This is a genomic window from Paramicrobacterium humi, assembly GCF_900105715.1.
GTDB lineage: Bacteria > Actinomycetota > Actinomycetes > Actinomycetales > Microbacteriaceae > Paramicrobacterium > Paramicrobacterium humi.
Genome location: NZ_FNRY01000001.1, coordinates 2379209 through 2402964, shown reverse-complemented (window position 1 = coordinate 2402964; position 23756 = coordinate 2379209). Strand labels below are relative to the sequence as shown.

The window sequence follows — 23756 nt, the reverse complement described above, 5'->3', positions numbered from 1 at the left end:
GCCAGGCACGGAAGGGTGACGACGATGACGGTGTGGCGCGAGATCGCCTCGTCGAATCCTGCGCGGCGTCAGCACGAATCCCTCGAGTACTTCGCTCTGCGTCACGCCCGCCTGGTCTCCAGCACGGCGCTCGCGTTCGGGCTCGCCGGAACCATCACCTCGTTCATCGTGGTCTGCATCCCCGGCGCCGTGAATGCGCCATGGCTCACGGAGCTTCTGCTGTTGCACGTACTGCTCGGCGCGGCACTCGTGTGGACGTGGCAGCGTCCCGACCTGCTGCGACAGTCGACGCTCTTCGGCACCGGGCTCGCGACGATTCTCGCGTGCGCGGCAGCCGTGCCCAGCTCGGGAATCAACTACTCCCTTGGCGCGTCGATCTGCATGGTCGCCGGCTGGTCGGTCGGCTCCCTCGCCGTCGCGCTCACCGCGACGCGCGGTGCCCTGCTGTTCCTCGGCGGCGTATTTCTCGCGATAATCGCAGCGGTCGCCGGACTCGGCGCCTGGCTCGGGCTGCAACCTGGCCAACTCATCGGGCTGTTCTCCCTCGTCGTCACCTTGTGGGCACTGTGTGCGATGTTCGGCATCTGGCTGCGGAGCAGCATGTCGCGTGTGAGCCGCCGCATCGTCAGCATCGGTCGCGCCCACACCATCGAGCGGCGTGCCAGTGAGACGGAAGCGCAGCGTCTGCGGGATGCCCGGCTGCTGCACGACACGGCTCTCGCGACGCTCACGCTGCTCGCCCATTCGGGAGTCGGCGTCGATGAGGCGAGCCTTCGGAGCCAGGCCGCGAGCGACCGCGAACTCCTCGAACGGCTGCGGCTCGGCGAGTCCCCGAAGCCGCGCTCCTCGGGAGAGTACAACCTGACGAACACGGCCGAACTGCAGCTCGGCGGCACCCTCGAGAACGTCAAGAACCGGTTCAACGGCACCGACCTCAGCGTGCAGTGGCACGGCTCGGGACAGCTCGGGCTCGAGCCGGAGAAGCTCGACGCGTTCATCTACGCGCTCGTCGAATGCATTGAGAACGTGCGTCGCCACGCCCAGGTCGACGAGGCGCACGTCACGCTGAGCGACGACGGCGCGATGGTGCGCGGAGTGGTCACCGACGCGGGCGTCGGCTTCGATCCCGCCGCTGTCTCCTCGCAGCGGCTCGGTTTCCGGCAGTCGGTCGTCGCACGAGTCGAAGACATCGGCGGAACGGTGCGCGTGTTCTCGGCCCCTGGGGCCGGCACGACAGTCGTCCTCGAGGTGGCGAAATGAGCAAGTCGCACCTCACGGAACGCACTCGCCTCGCCGGCCTGAAGGCGACGTCCCAGGCGGCTCTCGGCACGGCACGCTTCGGAATCGGCCCGGGACTTGCCGGCGCCCTCATCGCGGTTCACTCCTTCGCGCGCTTCCTGCTGCGCATCAACGACTATCCGCTCGCCCCCATCAACAGCATCGCTTGGGTGCTGTTCGCCCTGGTCCTCGTGTACGCCGTGCCGACGATCCGAGCCCGCGGCTACCACGTGTCCACGCTCAAGTACTGGTCCGTCATCGCGTCGCTCTTCGTCGTCGTCATCATCGACGTCGCCGCCGTGTGGGGGCATTCCGCGCAAGGCGTCTACCCGACAGCTGCCGTCGCCGTCGGCGGCGTGCTCGTGGCCGTCGTGAGCGTCCGTGCGGCACGCGACGTGCTCATCTGCTCCGGCGTCCTCGCCATCGCGCTCGCGGCGGCGACGCTGAGCTCCGATCGAGACCGCAGCGCCGCAATCGGAGCCGACATCGTCACTATCGCCCTCGCGACAGTGACCCCGATCATCGCGGCTCTCACGATCGGCACGTATCGTCGGCTCAGCCAGCTCGCCCTCGATCGCGTCATGATCCAGGGCACGGTCACCGCGCCCGTGTACGGTCCGGGCCTTCTCGCCTCAGAACGGCTCGCCTCCCTCGACCACGAGGTAGAGCAGCTGTTCGAAGACGTGGCCTCGGGCCGGGAGCCGCTGCCGCTGAACCAGGACAAGGCGCGTCGCGCGGCAGAACTCGCGACCGAACTGCGCAGCCATCTCATCGCGGGGCGGCAGAACACCTGGCTGTACCACGCGGTCACCGAGTCCGACACTCTCAACGACGTCGTCACGATCGAGGACCCGCACTCGAGCGCCGCTCTGCTGAGAACGGACCAGCGCGACGGGCTGCTCTCGGCCCTCTGGTTCCTCGTTCAGGGCGCCGACGCGGGTGCCCACCAGACGAGCGTGAAGTTCGGCGATCCGTACACCGTCAGGCGCGTCTCGGGGCCGCAGCGACGCGTCCTCGTCGAGATCCACGTGGACGGAATCGTGCGGCACCGCATCGAGCCGCTCGCCTGGACGGCGCTCCGAAACGTGGGGGCTGTCGTGGACACGCAGACGCCGACGGGGACGCGACTCGCCGTGCAGTGTGTCGTTGACGTGCCGCATGACGCGGGTGACCACTAGACTTCCGGTGAGTTGGTGAGGGGAACAACAAATGGCTCAAGCAAAGATTCGGGTGGCGATCGTCGACGATCACCGCATGATCCTGAGCGCTCTGACGGAATGGATTCGTGGAACCGCCGACGACGTCGACATGGTCGCCGCGGTGCCGACGTGGCCGGAGCTGCTCACGCACCCGGGTTTCCCCGTCGACGTCGTGCTGCTCGACCTCGACCTCAAGGACCACATTCCGGTGTCGCTCAAGCTCTCGACGCTGAAGACGACGGGCGTGCAGACGGTGGTCATGAGCACGTACTCCGACCCGGGCGTCGTGCGCGAGGCCCTCGCGGCCGGGGCCGTCGGCTACCTGGTCAAGAGTGAGCCCGCCGCGGCGATGGTCGACGCGATCCGCGCCGCGCGACGCGGCGAGTCGTACATCTCCGAAGAGCTCGACGCCGCGCTGAGCCGTGCGGAGGTCGGCGCGCCGAGGCTCAGCGCGCAGGAGCGACGCGTCATGGCGCTCTACGCGGCGGGCGACCCCGTCAAGTCGGTCGCTTACGAGCTCGGCATCTCCGAGGAGACGGCGAAGTCCTACCTCAAGCGCATCCGAGAGAAGTATCGCTCGCACGGCGTCGACGTCGGCACGAAGGTCGCCTTGCGCAAGCGCGCCATCGAAGACGGCATCATCGTCGACTGAGGCGCCTCACTCAGTGTCGTCGAGCGCCTTCTCGAGTCGGTCGACCTTTCCGCGCAGCTCGCCCTCGTAGCCAGGCCGAATATCCGCCTTCAACACCAGCGAGACGCGTGATCCGAACGGCGCGACGGCTTCCGTGGCGCGGCGGACGACGTCGAAGACCTCGTCCCACTCGCCCTCGATCGTCGTGAACATCGAGCCGGTCTCATTCGGCAGTCCCGAGTTGCGGACGACGCGCACGGCCGCGGCGACTGCGTCGTGAACGGAAGCGTCGGCGCGTCCTGTGCCGCTCGGGGCGACGGAAAAGGCGACAAGCATGGGTGAGGTCCTCCTTCGACGTCCCCAGTCTGCCACCGCGGGGGAACACTGTCACGCGGGCTGAGAGTCGGCTGTCTCCCGCAGGGCTCGAGCAGCGCTACCGCATCGCCACACCCGTGCGAGCGACCACGCCAGCAGCAGGACGTAGCCGAGGTTCCGCACCGTGAGAACGATCACCATGGGCAGGTGCGCGCCCAGCAGCATCCCGTACCAGTACGGATACACGATATGGGTGAGCAGGGCGAGTCCGAGAACCGCGAGTCCCGGCGCGGCGAAGCGCGAGCCCTGCAGCACGAGTCCGAGGATGACGGGGGCGAAAAGCCACACCATGAACTGCGGAGAACCCACCTTGTTGAAGACGATCAGTGCGAGTACGAGCCCGAGCACCAGTTCGGGCAGAAGCCGCACGACGGGCGCTCCCGCTCGAGCGGCGCGCAGCCCGATCAGCACCACGACGACGGTCGCGGCGACGAGAAGCGGCGTGGCGAGCGCGATGACGATGTCGACGTCGGCGCCCGTCACCTGGTACGTGAGAATGCCGCGGTCGTAGTAGATGAACGCGCCCGGCACGTGAAAGGCCGCCTGCCAGAGATACACCGTCGAGATCGGCGCCTCGAGCTGCAGGCCCCTTCCCGTCTGCTCCCCGAGGAAGCTCAGCACGTACCGACCACCGCCGAGAACGAGCGCGATGACGACGACGGCCGCCGACACGACCGCGGCCGCCCCGACGACCGCCCATCGTCGGCGCGAGGCGATGACCAGTCCCGCCAGCATCGCCGCCGGCCACACCTTCATCCAGGTCACGATCGCGAGCAGCGCGCCGGCGAGGCGCGGGCGCCGCAGCGCGAGAAGCCCGCCGACGATCGCAATCGGGACGGTGACGGCATCGATGCGGGCGAGAGCGATCGGGCCGAGCAGCAGGATAGCGACGGTCCACCACCACGCGGCGATACGCCGAGGCCGGCTGCGCCCATTGCCCAGCAGCACAGCGAACGCGATCGCGTCGAGCCCGGTCACGAGCAGCAGCCAGGTCTCCCCGTAGCGCTGCATCCCGAATAGGGCGGATGCCGCCATCGGCGCGATGGCGAGAAGCGGGTACACCCAGGGAAGATCGATGCCGACAACCGGTCCGCCGGCGAACGCCTGATCGAGCCACGGCCCGTACACGAGAGTGACGTCGCCGAGCGGCAGCCCGGGCGCGTGCAGACACAGCCAGGCGACCACGAGGTGAGCGGCGAGAAACGCTGCCCACAGCGCGATCCGGCTTCTCACGCCTCCATCCTAGAAGCGGCGGCGACTCTCACGCGGCCAGCAGGGCGCGGATCGCCGCGGGGACCGCGTCGGCGACGTCGAGCGCGGCGATCGGGCCGCCGCGCGAAGCGAGCGCACCGGCGCGCGCGTGCACGAGCGCGGCAGTCGCGGCGATTCGCGCGGGAACGGCGCCGGGCTCCTGGGCGTGCGAAGCGCACAGCGTTCCGAGAACGCCGCCGAGCACGTCGCCCGTCCCCGCCGTCGCGAGCCAGGCGGGGGCGCCCTCCACCGTTATGCGTTCCCCGTCGGGCGCGGCGATGTGGGTGACGCTGCCCTTCAGCAGCACCGTGGTGCCGAGCGCCTCCGTCGCGAGCTCGGCCCAGCGCGCCGGGTCCCGCCGCACGGCAGCGGCATCCACGCGCACGTCGACGGAGGCGAGCAGCGTCGCGAGTTCCCGGTAGTGCGGCGTCACGATGACGTTCGGCCGCCCACGACCGCGAACGAACTGGAGCGCACCGGCGTCCACAACCGTCGGGAGCCCCGACTCGATCGCCTCGACGATGCTCCGACGCCGTGCCTCCGGGAGCTGCTCCGGATCGACGCCCGACCCGACGAGCCACGCCTGCACGCGCCCGGCAACCGTCACGACCTCGGGTCTGCGCTGCAGCACGAGCTGCGTCGCTCGCTCCTCCCCCAGGTAGCGCACCATGCCGACGCCTGCGCGCATGGCGGCCTCGACGCCGAGCACGGCCGCGCCGGGAAACTGCTCCGAACCGGTGATCGCACCCAGAACGCCGCGCGCGTACTTGTCGTCGTCGGCAACGGGAACCCTGATCCAGCCCCGCGCGTCGGCATCCGTCCACTTCGTCCACAGCGTCATCCCTTCACGATATGTTGAACGAGGCCGAAAGGAGCCATTCGTGTCAGCACTGTTCTCGCCCATCGACGTCGGACCGCTCGTCATCCGCAACCGCGTGTGGCTCTCGCCGATGTGCCAGTACTCGTGCATGGAGCGTGACGGGATGCCGGCAGCGTGGCATCTCATCCACTTGGGCGGGTTCGCGGCCGGCGGTTTCGGTCTCGTCATGACCGAGGCGACTGCCGTCAGCGCGGAAGGCCGCATCTCCGACCGCGACACCGGAATCTGGACGGACGAGCAGGCGAGCGCGTGGGCGCCGATCGTCGAGGCGATCCGCGCGCAAGGCGCGACGGCGGGCATTCAGCTCGCGCACGCGGGCAGAAAGGCCTCGACGTACGCGCCGTGGGGCGCCCCGGCGAAGGGGACCATCCCGGCCGCGGACGGCGGCTGGAGCACCGTCGCGCCATCGGACGTCGCGTTCGAGGGTTATGTCGCGCCCGTCGCCCTCGACGCGGAGGGCATCGACAAGGTCGTTGCCGATTTCGTCGCCGCCGCGGTTCGCGCCTGCACGGTCGGATTCGAAGCGATCGAGATTCACGCGGCACACGGCTACCTGCTCCACCAGTTCCTGTCCCCGCTGTCGAACCGGCGAGACGACGAGTACGGCGGCTCCCTCGAGAACCGTGCCCGCCTTCTGCTGCGCATCGTGCGGGAGGTGCGCGCGGTGATCGGCGCGCGCGCACTGCTCGTGCGCTTGTCGGGGACCGACTGGGCCGAGGAAGGCGAGGACCGCTGGGATGCCGAGGCGTGCGCCCAGGTCGCGCGCGCGGCCACCGAGGCGGGCGCGGACGGCTTCGACATCTCCAGCGGCGGAATCCTCGCCCACCCGAGCATCCCGCTCGGCCCCGGATACCAAGTGCCGTTCGCCGAGACCGTCCGCGCCGCTGTCGACGTGCCGGTCAGCGCGGTCGGGCTCATCACCGACGCGGAGCAGGCCGAGCGCATCGTCGCCGACGGTCGCGCCGACGCCGTCATGCTCGGCAGAGAGGCACTGCGCAATCCGCAGCTCGCGAACGCCTGGTCGGTATCGCTCGCAGCCGGCACTCCCGGTGTTCCCGGCCAGTACGAGCGCGCCTACTGACGCTGCGTGGCGTCCTCCACGGTGCCGACGAGTTCCTCGATGATGTCCTCGAGGAACAGCACTCCGGTCGTGTTTCCGTCGCTGTCGAACGCCTGAGCGAGATGAGCGCCGGAGCGCCGCATGCTCGTGAGCGCGTCCTCAAGGTCCGTGCCGTCGAACAATGACACGAGCTGACGGATGCGCTTTGCCGGGATCGGCTCGTCGTCGTCCTGCTCATCGGCGTCGCGCAGCACGTCCTTGAGGTGGACATAGCCCGTGGGCTGGCCGTCCTCGTCGACGATGACATAGCGTGAGAATCCGCGCTTCGCGATCGCCCGCTGGATCTGCGACGGTGTGGCGTCACGGCCGAGCGTGACGAGGCCGTCGAGCGGAATCGCGACGTCGCGCACCTTCTTGTTCGTGAACTCGAACGCCGCGACGAGCGTGCCCGTCGAGTCCTCGAGCACACCCTCGCGCGTCGATTGCGACACGATCGTCGCGACCTCCTCGAGCGTGAACGTCGACGTCGCCTCGTTCTTCGGCTCGACGCGGAACAGGCGCAGCACCCCGTTCGCCGACCCGTTGAGCGCCCAGATGACGGGCTTGAACACACGACCGAACCACACGAGCGGACGCGCGAGAAGCAGCACCGCACGATCCGGCATCGAGAACGAGATGTTCTTCGGCACCATCTCGCCGAACACGACGTGCAGATAGGACACGAGCACGAGCGTGATGATGAACGCGACGGTGTCGATGATCTCGACGCTCAGCCCCGTGAGCCCGAGCGGCATCGCCAGCAGATGGTGGATCGCCGGCTCCGACACGTTGAGGATGAGCAGCGAGCACACGGTGATGCCGAGCTGCGAGGTCGCGAGCATGAGCGTCGCGTGCTCCATCGCCCACAGGGCGACCTTCGCACTGCCCTTGCCCTTCTCCGCGAGCGGTTCGATCTGCGAGCGCCGCGCGGAGATGACGGCGAACTCGGAGGCGACGAAGAACGCGTTGCCGATCAGCAGGACGACGAGCCAGACGAGGCCGAGCCAGTCACTCATGAGTCGCCTCCTCCGCTGCTCGCGTGAAGCGGATGCGGTCGATGCGCCGTCCGTCGAGTCGCGTGACGCGCAACGTGCCCTCCTCGACGATGACTTCGTCGCCCACCTCGGGAAGCCGGCCGAGTTCGCTCATGACGAAGCCGGCGATCGTCTCGTACGGCCCCTCCTCGGAAATCGACACGCCCGTGCGCTCTCGCAACTCGTCGGGCCGAAGGCCGCCGGGGAAGGTCACACCGGACGCTGTGCGCACGATGCCCGCGCGCGTGCGGTCGTGCTCGTCGGTGACTTCGCCGACGATCTCCTCCACGAGGTCCTCGAGCGTCGCGACGCCGGCCGTGCCGCCGTACTCGTCGACGACGACGGCCATCTGGTATCCGCGTCGACGCAACTGCGAGATCATGGAGTCGAGCCGCATGGTCTCGGGCACCCGGACGATGTCGGATTGCAGCGCCGACACGGGAACCTCCGATCGGCGCTCCTTCGGCACGGCGACGGCGCGCTTCACGTGAACGAGCCCGACGATGTCGTCGATGCCCTCATCGGTCACGGGAAAACGCGAATACCCTGTCGCGCGCGTCAGGTCGATGACCGTCTGGGCGGAGTCCGTGCGGCTCACGGCATCCACGCGCGGGCGCGGCGTCATGACGTCCGACGCCGTCCGCGCCGAGAACTTAAGCGTGCGGTCAAGCAGCGTCGCGGTGTCGCGCTCAAGCGTCCCCGCTCCCGCACTGCGGCGCACGAGGCTCGACAGCTCCTCGGCAGATCGGGCGCCGGAGAGCTCTTCCTTCGGCTCGATGCCCACGGCCCGCAGGATGCCGTTCGCGCTCTCGTTCAGGGCGATCACTGCCGGTTTGAACACTGCGGTGAACACGACCTGGAACGGAACGGCGATCTTCGCCGTCGCGAGAGGCAGCGCGAGTGCGAAGTTCTTCGGCACGAGTTCGCCGATGATCATCGACAAGAGGGTGGCGAGGATCACTGCGACGACGGCGGAGACCGGACGGATGACTTCGGCCGGCACGCCGGCCCCGACGATGGGTCCCGAGATGAGTGACGAGATCGCCGGTTCCAGCAGGTACCCGGTGAGAAGCGTCGTCAGGGTGATCCCCAGCTGCGCGCTCGACAGGTGCGTCGAAGTGATCTTCAACGCGGAGATCGTCATCGACAGACGCGTCTCTCCGCGCTCGCGCCTCGCCTCGAGATCGGCGCGATCGAGATTGACGAGCGAGAACTCGCTCGCGACGAACAGACCTGTTCCGACCGTCAGCACGAGGCCGGCGGCGAGCATGATCCACTCAGTCATGTGGTGCCTCCTTCAGGAGGCCGGGTCTATGGGAGTCCGATGCTGACGCAGGAGGAGGGTCGTCCATGATGTCCCCAGTATAGGAGGACCCGCCTTCGACGAAACTGTGGGATCACCACGAGACGGGCAGAGCCTTGCCCTCCTCATAGCCCGCGGCCGACTGCACGCCGACGAGCGCTCTCTCCTGGAAGTCGCTCACGCTTCGGGCGCCCGCGTAGGTGAATGAGGACCGCACTCCGGAGGTGATCATGTCGAGCAGGTCCTCGATCGACGGCCGGTCCGGGTCGAGGTAGATCTTCGACGACGAGATTCCTTCGGCGAACAGCGTCTTGCGCGCGAGCTCGTAAGGGTCGAGGCGGCCGAATCGCTCCTGCACCGCCTTCGTCGACGCCATGCCCCAGCTCTCCTTGTACGCGCGCCCGCTCTGGTCAGCGCGCAACTGGCCGGGCCCCTCGATCGTGCCGGCGAACCAGGATCCGATCATGACGCTCGAGGCCCCGGCGGCGAGCGCGAGCGCCACGTCGCGCGGGTAGCGCACTCCGCCGTCCGCCCAGACGTGTGCGCCGCGCTCCCGCGCCGCCTCGGCTGTCTCGAGCACCGCCGAGAACTGGGGGCGCCCGACGGCGGTCATCATGCGGGTCGTGCACATCGCCCCCGGACCGACCCCGACCTTGATGATCGAGGCGCCCGCGTCGACGAGGTCCGCGACCCCCGCGGCGGATACGACGTTTCCCGCGACGATCGGGATGCCGAGTGACAGGTCCGCGACCGCCGCGAGCGCGCGCAGCATGGATTCCTGGTGGCCGTGAGCGGTGTCGACGACGAGGACGTCGACTCCCGCGGCGGCGAGCGCGCGTGCCTTCCCCGCGACATCGCCGTTGACGCCGATGGCCGCCGCGGCGGCGAGGCGTCCGTCGCCATCCGTGGCGGGGGCGTAGAGCGTCGAGCGCAGCGCTCCGCGGCGACTGAGCGTGCCGACGAGCTTTCCGTGTCTCAGAAGTGCGGTGAATGTCAGGTCGGCGTCGACCATGAGGTCGAAGGCCTGACGACCGGTGGTGATGTCCTCCGCGTCGAGCGAGGCGGAGGCACCGCGCAGCAGGTCGCCCAGTCGAGCATCGTCGAGCACGCTCCGCAGCCGCTCCGCGGGGATGCAGCCGAGGAACTCGCTGCCGTCCTGAATGACGATTCCGTGTCCTTCGACGGCCGGGAGGATCGCGAGGACGTCCGCGGCCGTGGCATCCGGCCCGAAGACGAGCGGGCTGTCCCAGAGAACCGGCTGCTCCTTGACCCATCGGATGGCGGAATCGAGCTCCTGCAGCGGCATGTCCTGTGGCAGCACGCCGAGGCCGCCGCGTCGGGCGAGGGCGGCGGCAAGCCGCGGACCCGTCACCGAGTTCATGTTCGCCGACACGAGCGGGATGGTCGCGGGCGTGCCGTCGTTCGGAGCGAGCGAGACATCGAGCCTGCTCACGACGTCCGAACGCGACGGAACGAGGAAGACGTCCGAGTAGGTCAGGTCGTGAGCCGGGACAGCGCCGATGAATTTCATACGATCACGCTACTTGCATGCCACCCGCAATGCACGCGCGAAAGACTAGGCTTAGTGTTGGACAAGTCATGGCGCACCACGCATATGCGACGGTGCTCCGCGTCTCGAGTTGCGACAGAGAAGGTGGGCGATCAACGGTGTCGAGCCAGTTGACCGGAGTGGGCGCCGAGCACGGTGCCACCGCAGAATTCGGAGCCAACGAATGGCTCGTCGACGAGATGTACGAGAAGTACCTCGCCGATAAGAATTCGGTAGACGAATCCTGGTGGCCGATCCTCGAGAAGTATCGCCCCGTCACGGGCGACTCGGTCGCCGGCAAGGGCTCGCCGTCGCCCGCCGCACCCGCGCCGTCCTCGAACGGACAGCCTGTCGCGAAGACGACGAGCGTTCAGCCGAAGTCCCAGCCGATCCCCGCTGACGCGCCGCAGCGCAGCACGGAGCCGGCGAAGGCCGACGAGGACGCCGCCGAGGGACCGCAGGACGTCGTCACTCCGCTGCGCGGAATGACGAAGACGCTCGCGACGAACATGGACCAGAGCCTCACCGTCCCGACCGCGACGAGCGTCCGCACGATCCCGGCGAAACTGCTCATCGACAACCGCATCGTCATCAACAACCACCTCAAGCGTGCGCGCGGTGGCAAGGTCAGCTTCACTCACCTGATCGGCTGGGCGCTCATCCAGGCGCTCAAGAACTTCCCGAGCCAGAACGTCTACTACGACGTCGTCGACGGTAAGCCGAGCGTCGTCGCTCCCGCGCACATCGGTCTCGGGATCGCCATCGACCTGCCGAAGCCGGACGGCTCCCGCTCGCTCATGGTCCCCGCGATCAAGAACGCGGAGACCCTCACCTTCAGCGAGTACCTGGCCGCCTACGAGGATCTCGTCTCCCGCGCACGGGCCAACAAGCTCACGGCCGCCGACTTCAAGGGATCGACGTTCTCCCTCACGAACCCGGGCGGCATCGGCACCGTGCACTCGGTTCCCCGCCTGATGAAGGGGCAGGGCTGCATCATCGGCGCCGGCGCCCTCGAGTACCCGGCGGAGTTCCAGGGCGCGTCGGAGAAGACGCTCGTCGAGCTCGGCATCGGCAAGACCATCACGCTCACGTCCACTTATGACCACCGCGTGATCCAGGGTGCGGGCTCGGGTGAATTCCTGAAGAAGGTGCACGAGCTCCTCATCGGCCAGCGCAACTTCTACGAGGACATCTTCGCCGCGCTGCGCATCCCGTACGACCCCATCCACTGGGCCCCCGACATCTCCGTCGACCTGAGCGACACCGTCAACAAGACGGCGCGAGTGCAGGAGCTCATCAACTCGTTCCGCGTACGCGGCCACCTCATGGCCGACATCGACCCGCTCGAGTACGTGCAACGCTCGCACCCCGACCTCGACATCGCCACCCATGGGCTCACCTTCTGGGACCTCGACCGCGAGTTCGTCACGGGCAACTTCACCGACAAGCGTCAGATGAAGCTGCGCGACATCCTCGGCGTCCTGCGCGACTCCTACTGCCGCACGACGGGGCTCGAGTACATGCACATTCAGGATCCCGCGCAGCGCGCATGGATCCAGGACAAGGTCGAGCGCCCCTACGCGAAGCCAACGCACGACGAGCAGATCCGCATCCTCGGCAAGCTGAACGAGGCCGAGGCGTTCGAGACGTTCCTGCAGACGAAGTACGTCGGGCAGAAGCGCTTCAGCCTCGAGGGCGGCGAGTCGACGATCGCGCTGCTCGACGCTGTCCTGCAGGAGGCGACGGAGCGCGGCCTGGACGGCGCCGCGATCGGCATGGCGCACCGCGGTCGGCTCAACGTTCTCACCAACATCGCCGGGAAGACCTATGGGCAGATCTTCCAGGAGTTCGAGGGTCACCAGGACTCGAAGAACTCCGGCTCGGGCGACGTGAAGTACCACCTCGGCACGGAAGGCACCTACCGGTCCGCCGACGGCGTCGAGCTTCCCGTCTACCTCGCGGCGAACCCCTCGCACCTCGAGGCTGTGAACGGCGTGCTCGAGGGCATCGTGCGCGCGAAGCAGGACCGCCAGCCGATCGGCTCGTTCCGCACGCTTCCGATCCTCATCCACGGCGACGCGGCGATGGCCGGTCAGGGCGTCGTGCTCGAGACGATGCAGCTCTCGCAGCTGCGCGGGTACCGCACGGGCGGGACGATCCACGTCGTCGTCAACAACCAGGTCGGCTTCACGACGACTCCGGGTGAGGGACGCACCTCCGTCTACAACACCGACGTCGCCAAGACGATCCAGGCCCCGATCTGGCACGTGAACGGCGACGACCCCGAAGCGGTCACGCGCGTGGCCCAGCTGGCGTTCCAGTTCCAGCAGGAGTTCCACAAGGATGTCGTCATCGACCTCGTGTGCTACCGCCGCCGCGGCCACAACGAGGGCGACGACCCGTCGATGACGCAGCCGCTCATGTACAACCTCATCGAGGCGAAGCGCTCGGTGCGCAAGCTGTACACGGAAGCTCTCGTCGGCCGCGGCGACATCACCGAGGAAGAGTACGAGTCGGCGCACAACGACTTCCAGGACCGCCTCGAGCGGGCCTTCATGGAGACGCACGCCGCCCAGACGAGCTCGACTCCCGTGGTGATCGAGGAGACCGACGAGGACGGCTACACCGGCGAGCCAGAGACGACGGGCGTTCCGGAGAGCGTGATCCACACGATCGGCGACGCGTTCAACAACAAGCCGGCGGGCTTCACGGTGCACAAGAAGCTTCAGCAGCTGCTGCAGAAGCGCGTCGAGATGAGCCGCAACGGCAACATCGACTGGGCGTTCGGCGAGCTTCTCGCGTTCGGCTCCCTCTTGCTCGAGGGAACTCCCGTGCGCATGAGCGGGCAGGACTCCCGGCGCGGAACGTTCGTGCAGCGTCACGCGGTGCTCCACGACCGTGAGAACGGCCAGGAGTGGCTGCCGCTCACGAACCTGTCGGAGAACCAGGCGCGCTTCTGGATCTACGACTCGCTGCTGTCGGAGTACGCCGTCATGGCCTACGAGTACGGCTACTCCGTCGAGCGTCCCGACGCGCTCGTGCTGTGGGAGGCGCAGTTCGGCGACTTCGCGAACGGCGCACAGACCGTCATCGACGAGTTCGTCGCCTCAGCGGAGCAGAAGTGGGGCCAGCGTTCGAGCGTCGTGCTGCTGCTCCCCCACGGTTACGAGGGCGCCGGTCCCGACCACTCCTCGGCGCGCATCGAGCGGTTCCTTCAGCTGTGCGCGGAGAAGAACATGACGGTGGCGCGCCCCTCGACCCCGGCATCCTATTTCCACTTGCTCCGCCGTCAGGCGTACGCGCGTCCGCGTCGCCCTCTCGTCGTGTTCAGCCCGAAGGCGATGCTGCGCCTCAAGGGCGCGACAAGCGACGTGCCGGCGTTCACGAGCGGCAAGTTCGAGCCCGTGATCGACGACGCCTTCGTCGAGGACAAGTCGGCCGTGAAGCGCGTGCTGCTGCACGCGGGCAAGATCCACTGGGACCTCCGCGGGGAGCTGACGAAGAACCCGAACCCCGAGATCGCCCTCGTGCGTCTCGAGCAGTACTACCCGGTTCCCGGCGACGAGCTTCGCCAGGTGCTCAGCCAGTACCCGAATGCGGAGATCGCGTGGGTGCAGGAAGAGCCGGAGAACCAGGGCGCATGGCCGTTCATCTCTCTCGAGCTCGCGAAGCACCTCGCGAACGACAAGGTGCTCGGCATCACTCGTCCCGCCGCGGCCTCTCCCGCGACGGGCTCCGCAAAGCGCCACGCCGCCGAGCACACGAAGCTCATGAGCCGCGCGCTCAACCTCTGACGGCCTGAACGGAAGGCGGTCCGCACTCGTGCGGACCGCCTTCCGTGTTTTCGAGCCGGCCACGCACGATACCCTCGAAAAGTGGAATCGCAGCTCGCACTCTTAGGCGCGCTCGGTGTGCTCATCATCGTCGTGGTGTCGTACTTCGCGCCGAAACTCGGTGTCGCCGCCCCTGTGATCCTCGTTCTGCTCGGTGTCGGAGCGAGCTTCATCCCCGGCGCCCCTGAGTTCGAGCTGCCCCCCGAGTTCGTGCTCATGGTCGTGCTGCCCCCGATCCTGTACTCGGCGGCCGTCAACGTGCCGATCGTGGACTTCCGGCGCAACGTCAAGGCCATCAGCGGCCTCTCCGTGCTGCTCGTGCTCGTCTCGGCGTTCGTCACCGGCTTCGTCTTCCACCTCCTGGTGCCGGACCTGTCGATGGCCGCCGCCGTGGCGCTCGGTGCAGTCATCAGCCCACCGGATGCCGTGGCCGCCACGTCGATCGGAAAGCGACTCGGCCTGCCGGCGCGCCTCGTCACCGTTCTCGAGGGCGAAGGCCTCGTCAACGACGCGACGGCGCTCGTGCTGCTGCGCACCGCGATCGCGGCGACCGGCGGTGCCGTGTCGTTCCTCGGAGCCGCCGGGGAATTCTTCTACGCCGTCGCCGCCGGCGTCGCCATCGGCGTCGTCGTCGGGATCCTCTCGGTGTGGGCGCGCTCGAAGCTCGACGACTCCGTGCTCACGACAGCGATCTCGTTCGCCGTCCCGTTCATCGCGTACATGCCCGCGGAGCAGCTGGGCGCTTCAGGCGTCGTGGCCGTTGTGACCGCGGGCCTCATCACGGGTCACCAGAGCGCGAAGCACTTCAGCGCACAGGACCGCATCAGCGAGCGCATCAACTGGCGCACGGCTCAGCTGATCCTCGAGAACGGCGTCTTTCTCGTGATGGGCTACGAGATGCACGTGCTCATCGGCCATGTCGAGGAAAAGGGCGAGAGCGTCACGGAGGCGCTGCTGCTCGGCCTGCTCGCCACGGGCGTCCTCCTCGTCGTGCGCGTGCTCTTCGTCACGCCGCTCATCGCCACGCTGAGACGGGACCAGCGAGAGGCCCGAAAGCGAAGCCCGCGCGTCGATCGTGCCCTCGAGAGGCTTGCCGCAGCGGACAGTCCCAACACCAAGCGTTCCAAGCGGTGGCACCGCGCCACGCGGATACTGCAGCGCCGGCAGGCCGATCTGGACTTCCTGGCATCCGAGGGACTCGGCTGGCGCGGTGGCGCCGTGATCGCCTGGGCCGGCATGCGCGGCGTCGTCACGCTCGCGGCGGCACAGTCGCTTCCGACGTTGATCCCGCATCAGCCGCAGCTCGTGCTGACCGCGTTCACCGTCGCCCTCATCACGCTCGTAGTGCAAGGCGGCACGCTTCCGCTTCTGATTCGGCTGCTCGGCATCAAGGGCTCGAGTGCCGCGGCGGACCGCATCGAGCTCGCGGAGGTCGTCGACGAGATCGGCCGCATCGGCTCGGCGCTTCTCGACAATCCTGACCTCAAGCAGCCCAACGGGCAGAGCTACGACAAGAAGGTCGTCTCCCAGGTCCGCGTGGACACTGCGCGCATCTCAGCGGCGATGTCCGAGAGCGCGAACCTCGACCACCCGGGGCCTCAGGCTCAGCGCAGGGCGCTTCGCGCGCGCGTACTGCAGGCCGAGCGCGCGGCGCTGCTCGACGCGCGCTCACGCGGCGTGTACAGCTCGCGCGTGCTCGAGCGCGCCCAAGCGATTCTCGATGCGGAAGAGACCCGGCTGCGCCACCTGGGCGGCAGCGGCGACGGGCACCGATGAGCGGGGCTCAGTGCGCGGTGGCGCTCCGCAGTCGCGCGATGACCTGCACGCGCAGCTCTTCGGGCGCGGTCTCCCGGCAGGCCCGCTGCACGACCTCGGTGAGCGTGCGCGCGAGGAGGGCTTCCTTCGTGCACTCCGCGCACTCGGCCAAGTGAGCGCGGATGTCAGCGGTGTCGGTCTGGCAGATCTCGTTGCGGAGATATTCTTCGAGGTCGCGGCGCGCTTTCTCGCATCCACAGTCGGTCATTTCGTGCTCCTTGCCGTCGCGGCGGTGATCCCGCGTTCGACGGCGTAATCGGTCAGGTGGTCCCGCAGCATCCGGCGGCCACGGTGCAGCCGGCTCATGACGGTTCCGATGGGCGTCTTCATGATGTCCGCGATCTCCTGATAGGAGAAGCCTTCGACATCGGCGAGGTAGACGGCGAGTCGGAAGTCCTCCGGGATGGACTGGAGAGCCTCCTTCACCGCGCTGTCGGGCATGTGGTCGATCGCTTCGCTCTCCGCCGACCGATGCGAGGGGGCGGTCGTCGACTCCGCGCCGCCCATCTGCCAGTCCTCGAGGTCGTCGATCGCGCTCTGGTACGGTTCCCGCTGCTTCTTGCGGTACATGTTGATGTACGTATTCGTGAGGATGCGATACAGCCACGCCTTGAGATTCGTGCCCTGCGTGAACTGGCCGAACGCGGCATACGCCTTCACGAACGTCTCTTGCACGAGGTCCTGCGCGTCGGCGGGGTTCTTGGTCATCCGCATGGCCGCGCCGTACAGCTGGTCAAGGAACGGCATCGCCTGTTCCTCGAACAGATCCCTCGGGTCAGCATCTTGAGGCGGGGCGGAATCTTCTGGAGCGCTCATCACGGCCAAGTCTACGTCCAGGGCGCGCGGACGCTCGAGCAGCGCTGTCGCCATATTCCCTCCGTTCTCACGCTTTCGCCGATACATTAGATAACGATGTTCGAATCGAAATATTCCGGGCCTGACGACCAGCTCACCGGGGATCGTCGTGTGACCGAGGGAGAACTGCTGTGGGCGGCCCCCACCGCGCCTGCTCCGCTCGATGCCGACGTGTCGCTGCCCGGCTCCAAGTCGCTCGTCAACCGGGAGCTCGTGCTCTCCGCGCTTGCCGGTGAGCCGAGCCGGCTGCGCGCACCGCTGCACTCGCGCGACAGCACGAACATGGTCGTCGCCCTGCGCTCCCTCGGCGCTGGGATCGACGAGACGGATGCCACGGGCGACTTCGGCCCGGACCTCGCCGTCACGCCGGGCGAGCTCATCGGTTCGACGACTGTCGACTGCGGGCTCGCCGGCACCGTCATGCGCTTCGTTCCGCCCGTCGCTGCTCTCGCGCTCGGCCCCACGACGTTCGACGCCGACGAGGCTGCCCGTTCCCGGCCGATGGTGACGATGATCGACGCGCTCAGACGCCTCGGGGTCGACATCGACGAGTCGGCCCGCGCCCTGCCGTTCACCGTGCACGGCACCGGTCGCGTCGCCGGAGGCGATCTGACGATCGATGCTTCCGCGTCGAGCCAATTCGTCTCGGGCCTCCTGCTCTCCGCCGCCCGCTTCGAGAACGGTCTTCTTCTCCGTCACGACGGTGAACGACTCCCCAGCACGCCACACATCGACATGACGCTCGCCGCCCTGCGCGCCCGCGGCGTCGACGCCTCCTCCCCCGAGCCGGGCGTGTGGCACGTCGCGCCCGGCTCGATCGCCGGTCGGGACGTCGCGATCGAGCCAGACCTCTCCAACGCCGCGCCGTTTCTCGCCGCCGCCGTCCTCACGGGCGGCCGCGTCACCATCACGGGCTGGCCGGAGCACACGACGCAAGTCGGGGCCGACCTGGCGACCCTGCTTCCCGAGTTCGGCGCGACGGTCACCCGCGACGGCGATCGTCTCACGGTCACCGGCCCCGGCAGCATCCGATCCGTCGACATGGATCTGACGCACGGCGGCGAGCTCGCGCCCACCCTCATCGCCCTCTCGGCGTTCGCTGACGGTCCGTCGAGGTTCCGCGGAATCGGGCACATCCGTCATCACGAGACCGACCGGCTCGCCGCGATCGCGGCCGAGCTCGGCGGCCTCGGCGGTGACGTCACCGAGCACGAGGACGGCGTCACCGTTCGACCGAGACCGCTGCACGGCGGAGTGTGGCGCAGCTACCACGATCACCGCACCGCGACAGCGGGCGCGCTCGTCGGACTCGTCACGCCGGGCGTCGAGGTCGTTGACATCGCCACGACGGCGAAGACGCTGCCGGAGTTCCCGGAGCTGTGGCAGCAGATGGTCGCGCCGACACCCAAGGGAATCACACTGCTATGAGCTGGTGGGGCAGCGACGACGACGAAGACGAGCCGCTGTTCGACGAGTCCGACGTGCACGTGCGCCCGAACCGACGCGGCACCCGGCCTCGCACGAAGACCCGGCCGGCGCACAAGGACGCGTCGAGCGGGCGCGTCATGGCCGTTGACCGCGGCCGATACACCGTGCTCGTGGACGAGGACACGCCCGCGGAACGCGCGGTCACGGCATCCCGAGCCTCTGAACTGCGGAAGCGGCCCATCGTCAACGGGGATCGAGTGGACCTCGTCGGCGACGTCTCAGGCGATGAGGGAACGCTCGCTCGCATCGTGCGCATCTCGGAGCGCACGACGCTGCTGCGACGGAGCGCCGACGACACCGACGAGGTCGAGCGGATCATCGTGGCGAACGCGGACCAGATGCTCATCGTCGTGGCCGCTGCCAACCCGGAGCCCCGGGCCCGGCTCGTCGATCGCTATCTCGTCGCGGCGTACGATGCGGGCATCACTCCCCTCATGGTCGTCACGAAGACGGACCTCGCCGATCCGGCCGAGTTCCTGCGCACCTTCGCGGGACTGCCGCTGACGGTGCTGACGAGTCGAACCGAGGCGATGCCGGTCGCGGAGATCACGTCGCTTCTCGTGGGGCACACGACCGTGTTCGTCGGCCACTCCGGCGTCGGCAAGTCGACCCTCGTCAACGCACTCGTGCCGAGCGCCAACCGGGCGACGGGGCACGTAAACAAGGTCACGGGCCGCGGGCGACACACGTCCTCGTCCGCCGTCTCCTACCGACTCAGCGTCCCGGAGGGGCGCGGCTGGATCATCGACACTCCCGGCGTTCGATCCTTCGGCCTCGGGCACGTGGATCCCAGCAACATCATCGGCGCATTTCCTGATCTCGCCGAGATCGCCGAGGACTGTCCGCGCGGCTGCACGCACCTGCCCGACGCTCCCGACTGCTCACTCAACGAGGCCGCCGAGAGCGGGCGTCTCGATGCCGTCGGCGCGGCCCGCCTCGACTCGCTCCAGCGGCTGCTCATGACCCTCGCGGCCTGACTAGGCTTGAGGCATGACCGACTACCCTCGGCTGTCCGCCGGCGACAGCGCCTCGTCCTTCACCCTGCCCGATCAGAACGCGGCGCCCGTCTCTCTCGCCGACTACGCGGGGCGAAAAGTCATCCTGTACTTCTACCCGGCGGCGATGACGCCCGGCTGCACGACGCAGGCGTGCGACTTCCGTGACAGCCTCGGCGCCCTCGGGGCCGCGGGCTACCAGGTGCTCGGCGTCTCGAAGGATGCCCCGGAGAAGCTCGCGACGTTCGCCGCTCGCGACGGCCTGACGTTCCCGCTGCTGTCCGATCCGGATCTCGTCGTGCACAGGGCCTACGGCGCTTACGGCGAGAAGAACAACTACGGCAAGATCATCACGGGAACACTGCGCTCCACGATCGTCATCGACGAGAGCGGCACCGTAGAACTCGCGCTCTACAACGTGAAGGCGAAGGGCCACGTGGCAATGCTGTGCCGAAAACTCGGCCTCGCCGCGTAGGGGCCTCGCCGCTACGCGCGTCGCGTGTGCTGGATGACCGATCGCGTCAGCAGCAGCACGACGCCGAGCAGCGACGGGAGCAGAATCGCCCAGCCGATCCCAGGCTGAGCGAACGCGCCCTGGAAGGCGCCGATCGCGACCGCGACCTGGATCACCTGCCACGTGAACGCTCCGGCCCGCGACCACGCGCGTCCCCTCCAGAAGGCGAGAGTGACCGCGCACAACCAGATCGCCGCTATCGCCGCGATGACGACGAGAGCGACCGCCGAGGCGTAGGAATCGGGGCGGAGCGTCGCGAGGTCGACGAGCAGAACGACGAGCACGGCGATCATGGCGAGCGCCTCGAGAGCGAGGAGTGCCGCGAGCACGATCACCGCCCGCGAACGCCTAGCGGAAGAGGGTGACGGAGACGTTTCAAAACGGTTACTCACAGAAATATCCCATCCAAAACTATTGATCGTTCGGTGCCGATATGCGACGATTGTGCAGGTCGAGTTGCTCGTTCACAGGGTTGTGAGCAGATCCCGATCAGTGGATCTCCCCCTGACTCGTCCTCCATTCCCCCACGACCGGTCATACGGTCGCGTTCTTCGCACAACATAAGGAGCATACCCATGGACTGGCGCGACAAAGCCGCTTGCCTCACCGCCGACCCGGAGCTTTTCTTCCCGGTGGGCAACACGGGACCGGCCGTCGACCAGATCGAGAAGGCGAAGGCCGTTTGCGCCACCTGCACCGTCACGGAGATCTGCCTCCAGTACGCCCTCGAGACCGGACAGGACTCGGGCGTCTGGGGAGGACTCAGTGAAGACGAGCGCCGTGCGCTCAAGCGTCGAGCGGCTCGCGCTCGTCGCGCCTCCTAGCACCATCCCTGACGAAGGGCCGGGTCTTCGGACTCGGCCCTTCGTGCGTGTCAGCGCGACTTCGGATTCTCGATGAACCGCAGCGGCACATCGATCGTGACTTCGGTGCCCTCGCCGACGACAGTGTGCCAGTCGATCGTCCCGCCGAGCTCGCCCTGGATGAGCGTGCGAACGATCTGCGTGCCGAGGCCCGAGCCGACCTGCCCCTCGGGAAGGCCCGTGCCGTTGTCGCGGACTGTGACGGACAGCGTCTGGCTCGAGCGCACTGCCGAGATCTCGACTTCTCCCTCGCGTCCCGCGAGGCCGTGCTCGACGGCGTTCGTGACGAGTTCGGTGAGCGCGAGGGCGAGCGGGGTCGCGTACTCGCTCGGCAGCACACCGAACTGCCCCGATTTCTTCGGGTGCGCCGTCGTGTTGTGCGAGGAGGCGACTTCCGCGATGAGCATGAGCACGCGTTCGAAGACGTCGTCGAAGTCGACGTCCTGCGCGAGTCCTTCCGAGAGCGTGTCGTGCACGACGGCGATGGCCGTCACGCGGCGCATCGCCTGCGTGAGCGCGTGGCTCGCCTCGTCGCTGTGAGCACGGCGGGACTGGATGCGCAGAAGCGAGGCGACGGTCTGCAGGTTGTTCTTCACGCGGTGGTGGATCTCGCGGATCGTCGCGTCCTTCGTGAGCAGCTCGCGCTCCCGGTGCCGCAGCTCTGTCACGTCCCTGCACAGGACGATCGCGCCGATGCGCTCTCCGTTGTCACGCAGCGGGATCGAGCGGAGCGAGATGGTCACGCCGCGCGACTCGATGTCGGTGCGCCAGGGCGCCCGGCCCGTGACGACGAGCGGCAGCGACTCGTCGATCTCTTGCTGGTTGCCCAGGATCTCCGTCGTCACCTCGGCGAGCGACTCGCCCTCGAGCTCCTCTTCGAACCCCATGCGGTAGAACGCCGACAGCGCGTTCGGGCTCGCGAACGTCGTGACCCCCTCGACATCGAGCCGCAAGAGGCCGTCCGACGCGCGCGGAGCGCCGCGTCGCGGCCCGGTGGGCGCCGAGAGGTCGGGGAAGTCGCCGCTCGCGATCATGCCGAACAGCTCCGCCGCGCAATTGTTGAAGGTGCGCTCCTGTCGGCTGGGCGACCGCGTCTCACCCAGGTTCGTGTGCCGAGTGAGCACGGCGATCGGCCGTTTCGTCGTCTCTGTCGTCTCCGCGGTGAGACGTCGCTTCACCGGCACGGCGATGACGCGCGTCGGGGTCTCCTCGTACCAGTCGGGAGCGGAGGAGTCGATGATCTTCCCGGACGCGAAGGCCTCAGTGACCTGCGCGCGCCACTGCTGCTTGATCGGCTGGCCGACGAAGTCCCGATAGAACAGCGTCGCCGCACTCGACGGCCGATAGTGGGAGACGGCGACGAAGCTGTCGTCCTGTGTGGGCACCCAGAGCACGATGTCCGCGAAAGCGAGATCGGCGAGAAGCTGAGCGTCCTCCACGAGCATGTGCAGCCATTCCACGTCCGCTTCATCGGAGCGGCCCTGCGCGAGAATCAGTTCACTGAGCGTCGACATTGATCCAGTTTATGGTGACGACGTGGCGTTGCCTGACAGGAGCGGTCTCCGCGCGAGCCGTCGCAGTCCGCCCCTCTCACGACGCTCTCGACGGCTCGCCGGCATGGCGGCATGGCGGCATCCGGCATGATCTCCCGGGCGAGCCGGCGGATGGCGACGGCCGCGGGAGAGCGTGGGGCGACCTCGCGAAGGCTGCGGCCCTCGAGCGCGGCGGCGTCGGCCGCGCGCTCGTCATGCGCGATCAGCAGCGGCTTCTCGATGCCGCCGAACCGCTCGAGGGTGCGCGTGATCTGCGCCGCGGCGCCCACGCCGATCGGGCCCGAGCGCACACGATTGATGACGACGCGCACGGGAACCCCTTCGACGACATCGAGCAGGTCCGGATGCTGCCGCAGGAGCCGGCCGAGGCCGATCGGGTCGGCGCGGCCGACGGCGATGACCCGTTCCGCGCCGCGGAGACACGTGAGCGTCGCGGCGTTCCTGCGGGGTGCGAAGAGGTCGCTCGAGATCTCCTCATCGGACTCGAGGCTGAAGCCCGTGTCGACGATGATGTGCTCCGCCCACGTGCGGCAGACCTCGAGCGTGAGTCGAACGCGTTCTTCCGTGAGCTCGGGCCAGCGGCTCGTGCGCGTGAGACCCGTGAGCACGCTCAGGCTGCCTTGCGACACGGGGTAGCGCTGACTCACGCGCTCGAGCTCTTCCGTCGTGAGCGCGCCCTGACCGGCGAGGCGGCACGCCGCGGCGAAGCCGGGCGACTCGTCGAGCATGCCGAGCATGGGCGCAATCGAGGCGCCCCACGTGTCAGCGTCCACGAGCGCGACGCGGCCGCCCGCACTCGCGAGCTCGAGCGCGAGACCGATGGCGACGGTCGAGCGACCCGGTGCGCCGGCTGGTCCCCAGACGGCCGTGACGCTCCCCCGCTGAGGCGCGTCAGCATCGCCGCTCTCGAGCACCGCACCGGTGAGGAGATCGTCGATCGCGTCGAGTGCAGCGGTCTTCGCAGCGTGCTCGCGCAATCCGAGGCGTGCGAGCTTTCGTCGCTGCTCTTCATCTCCGGTGAGCGCGACGACGCGGACGCGGTCGCCGTCGCAGCTCCCGAGCAGCTCGGCATCCAGCATCTCCGCGTCGATGAGCAGCACGTCCGGAGCCGTGCGCTCGATCGCGGCCGCGATGTCATCGAAGGCCCCGAGACGCGCGAGGATGTCGTGACCGCGCTCGAGGAGGCCCTCGATGAGCCGTTCCTCGGTGTCACGGTCAAGCGCGATGACCAGCCGCACCAT

Annotated in this window: 21 protein-coding genes; 10 read left to right on the top strand and 11 right to left on the bottom strand. The window is 68.3% G+C overall.

Annotation, left to right across the window (positions count from 1 at the left end; all coding sequences use genetic code 11):
• The first annotated feature begins 24 nt into the window (after positions 1-24).
• The 3 genes from BLV49_RS11950 to BLV49_RS11940 are packed head-to-tail and all read left to right on the top strand — an operon-like array spanning position 25 to position 3129.
• Positions 25-1260 (top strand): sensor histidine kinase, encoded by a 1236-nt coding sequence (locus BLV49_RS11950; protein ID WP_143034050.1) that lies wholly within the window; start codon positions 25-27, stop codon positions 1258-1260.
• Complete coding sequence (locus BLV49_RS11945; RefSeq protein WP_091184587.1) at positions 1257-2456, top strand: hypothetical protein; 1200 nt, start codon at positions 1257-1259, stop codon at positions 2454-2456. The genes BLV49_RS11950 and BLV49_RS11945 overlap by 4 nt, the downstream gene beginning before the upstream one ends.
• Positions 2457-2487: 31 nt before the next feature.
• Complete coding sequence (locus BLV49_RS11940; RefSeq protein ID WP_091184584.1) at positions 2488-3129, top strand: response regulator; 642 nt, start codon at positions 2488-2490, stop codon at positions 3127-3129.
• A gap of 6 nt (positions 3130-3135) precedes the next feature.
• Here BLV49_RS11940 and BLV49_RS11935 read toward each other — a convergent pair whose 3' ends face one another.
• The 3 genes from BLV49_RS11935 to BLV49_RS11925 are packed head-to-tail and all read right to left on the bottom strand — an operon-like array spanning position 3136 to position 5575.
• Positions 3136-3444: a thiamine-binding protein gene (locus BLV49_RS11935; protein ID WP_091184580.1), complete on the bottom strand. Its 309-nt coding sequence runs from the start codon at positions 3442-3444 to the stop codon at positions 3136-3138.
• Positions 3445-3495: 51 nt separating this feature from the next.
• Positions 3496-4716: a glycosyltransferase 87 family protein gene (locus BLV49_RS11930; protein WP_091184577.1), complete on the bottom strand. Its 1221-nt coding sequence runs from the start codon at positions 4714-4716 to the stop codon at positions 3496-3498.
• Positions 4717-4744: 28 nt separating this feature from the next.
• Positions 4745-5575 carry an ADP-dependent NAD(P)H-hydrate dehydratase gene (locus tag BLV49_RS11925; protein WP_091184574.1) on the bottom strand — a complete coding sequence of 277 codons (831 nt, stop codon included), beginning with the start codon at positions 5573-5575 and terminating at the stop codon, positions 4745-4747.
• Positions 5576-5615: 40 nt separating this feature from the next.
• Here BLV49_RS11925 and BLV49_RS11920 point away from each other — a divergent pair, with 40 nt between their 5' ends.
• Positions 5616-6695, top strand: a complete 1080-nt coding sequence (locus BLV49_RS11920) for an NADH:flavin oxidoreductase/NADH oxidase (RefSeq protein ID WP_091184569.1) — start codon at positions 5616-5618, stop codon at positions 6693-6695.
• Here the strand turns inward: BLV49_RS11920 and BLV49_RS11915 are convergent.
• The 3 genes from BLV49_RS11915 to guaB1 form a co-directional block, all read right to left on the bottom strand.
• Positions 6689-7729, bottom strand: coding sequence for a hemolysin family protein (locus BLV49_RS11915; RefSeq protein ID WP_091184565.1), 1041 nt, complete (start codon positions 7727-7729; stop codon positions 6689-6691). The two genes, BLV49_RS11920 and BLV49_RS11915, sit on opposite strands and share 7 nt — an antisense overlap.
• Positions 7722-9032 (bottom strand): hemolysin family protein, encoded by a 1311-nt coding sequence (locus BLV49_RS11910; protein WP_091184562.1) that lies wholly within the window; start codon positions 9030-9032, stop codon positions 7722-7724. The genes BLV49_RS11915 and BLV49_RS11910 overlap by 8 nt, the downstream gene beginning before the upstream one ends.
• A 112-nt stretch (positions 9033-9144) precedes the next feature.
• Positions 9145-10581: a GMP reductase gene (gene guaB1, locus BLV49_RS11905; protein ID WP_091184559.1), complete on the bottom strand. Its 1437-nt coding sequence runs from the start codon at positions 10579-10581 to the stop codon at positions 9145-9147.
• 137 nt (positions 10582-10718) lie between these two features.
• Here guaB1 and BLV49_RS11900 point away from each other — a divergent pair, with 137 nt between their 5' ends.
• Positions 10719-14393 (top strand): multifunctional oxoglutarate decarboxylase/oxoglutarate dehydrogenase thiamine pyrophosphate-binding subunit/dihydrolipoyllysine-residue succinyltransferase subunit, encoded by a 3675-nt coding sequence (locus BLV49_RS11900; protein ID WP_176980893.1) that lies wholly within the window; start codon positions 10719-10721, stop codon positions 14391-14393.
• Positions 14394-14474: 81 nt separating this feature from the next.
• Positions 14475-16208 (top strand): cation:proton antiporter, encoded by a 1734-nt coding sequence (locus BLV49_RS11895; protein WP_091184553.1) that lies wholly within the window; start codon positions 14475-14477, stop codon positions 16206-16208.
• 7 nt (positions 16209-16215) lie between these two features.
• Here the strand turns inward: BLV49_RS11895 and BLV49_RS11890 are convergent, their stop codons facing one another.
• A complete protein-coding gene (locus BLV49_RS11890; protein ID WP_091184549.1) occupies positions 16216-16455 on the bottom strand; it encodes a zf-HC2 domain-containing protein in 240 nt (79 codons plus the stop codon).
• Entirely contained in the window at positions 16452-17063 is a 612-nt protein-coding gene (locus BLV49_RS11885; RefSeq protein ID WP_176980834.1) for a sigma-70 family RNA polymerase sigma factor, read from the bottom strand. Before BLV49_RS11885 ends, BLV49_RS11890 begins: the two co-directional genes overlap by 4 nt.
• 96 nt (positions 17064-17159) lie before the next feature.
• Between BLV49_RS11885 and aroA the strand changes: the two genes are divergently transcribed.
• From aroA to bcp, 3 genes are read left to right on the top strand one after another with little or no spacing between them, the layout of a single operon-like run.
• Positions 17160-18530 (top strand): 3-phosphoshikimate 1-carboxyvinyltransferase, encoded by a 1371-nt coding sequence (gene aroA / locus BLV49_RS11880; protein ID WP_091184542.1) that lies wholly within the window; start codon positions 17160-17162, stop codon positions 18528-18530.
• Entirely contained in the window at positions 18527-19567 is a 1041-nt protein-coding gene (gene rsgA / locus BLV49_RS11875; RefSeq protein ID WP_091184538.1) for a ribosome small subunit-dependent GTPase A, read from the top strand. Before aroA ends, rsgA begins: the two co-directional genes overlap by 4 nt.
• 13 nt (positions 19568-19580) lie before the next feature.
• On the top strand, positions 19581-20060 hold the full coding sequence (bcp, locus tag BLV49_RS11870) for a thioredoxin-dependent thiol peroxidase (protein WP_091184535.1): 480 nt from the start codon (positions 19581-19583) through the stop codon (positions 20058-20060).
• Between the two features lie 11 nt (positions 20061-20071).
• On the opposite strand, the gene BLV49_RS11865 is transcribed toward bcp, so the two are convergent.
• Complete coding sequence (locus BLV49_RS11865) at positions 20072-20434, bottom strand: hypothetical protein (RefSeq protein ID WP_091184533.1); 363 nt, start codon at positions 20432-20434, stop codon at positions 20072-20074.
• A 240-nt stretch (positions 20435-20674) separates the two neighbouring features.
• Between BLV49_RS11865 and BLV49_RS11860 the strand changes: the two genes are divergently transcribed.
• A complete protein-coding gene (locus BLV49_RS11860; protein WP_091184530.1) occupies positions 20675-20923 on the top strand; it encodes a WhiB family transcriptional regulator in 249 nt (82 codons plus the stop codon).
• 50 nt (positions 20924-20973) lie between these two features.
• Here the strand turns inward: BLV49_RS11860 and BLV49_RS11855 are convergent, their stop codons facing one another.
• Complete coding sequence (locus BLV49_RS11855; protein ID WP_091184526.1) at positions 20974-22476, bottom strand: sensor histidine kinase; 1503 nt, start codon at positions 22474-22476, stop codon at positions 20974-20976.
• Positions 22455-23756: a CpaE/TadZ family protein gene (locus tag BLV49_RS11850; RefSeq protein ID WP_091184522.1), complete on the bottom strand. Its 1302-nt coding sequence runs from the start codon at positions 23754-23756 to the stop codon at positions 22455-22457. Before BLV49_RS11850 ends, BLV49_RS11855 begins: the two co-directional genes overlap by 22 nt.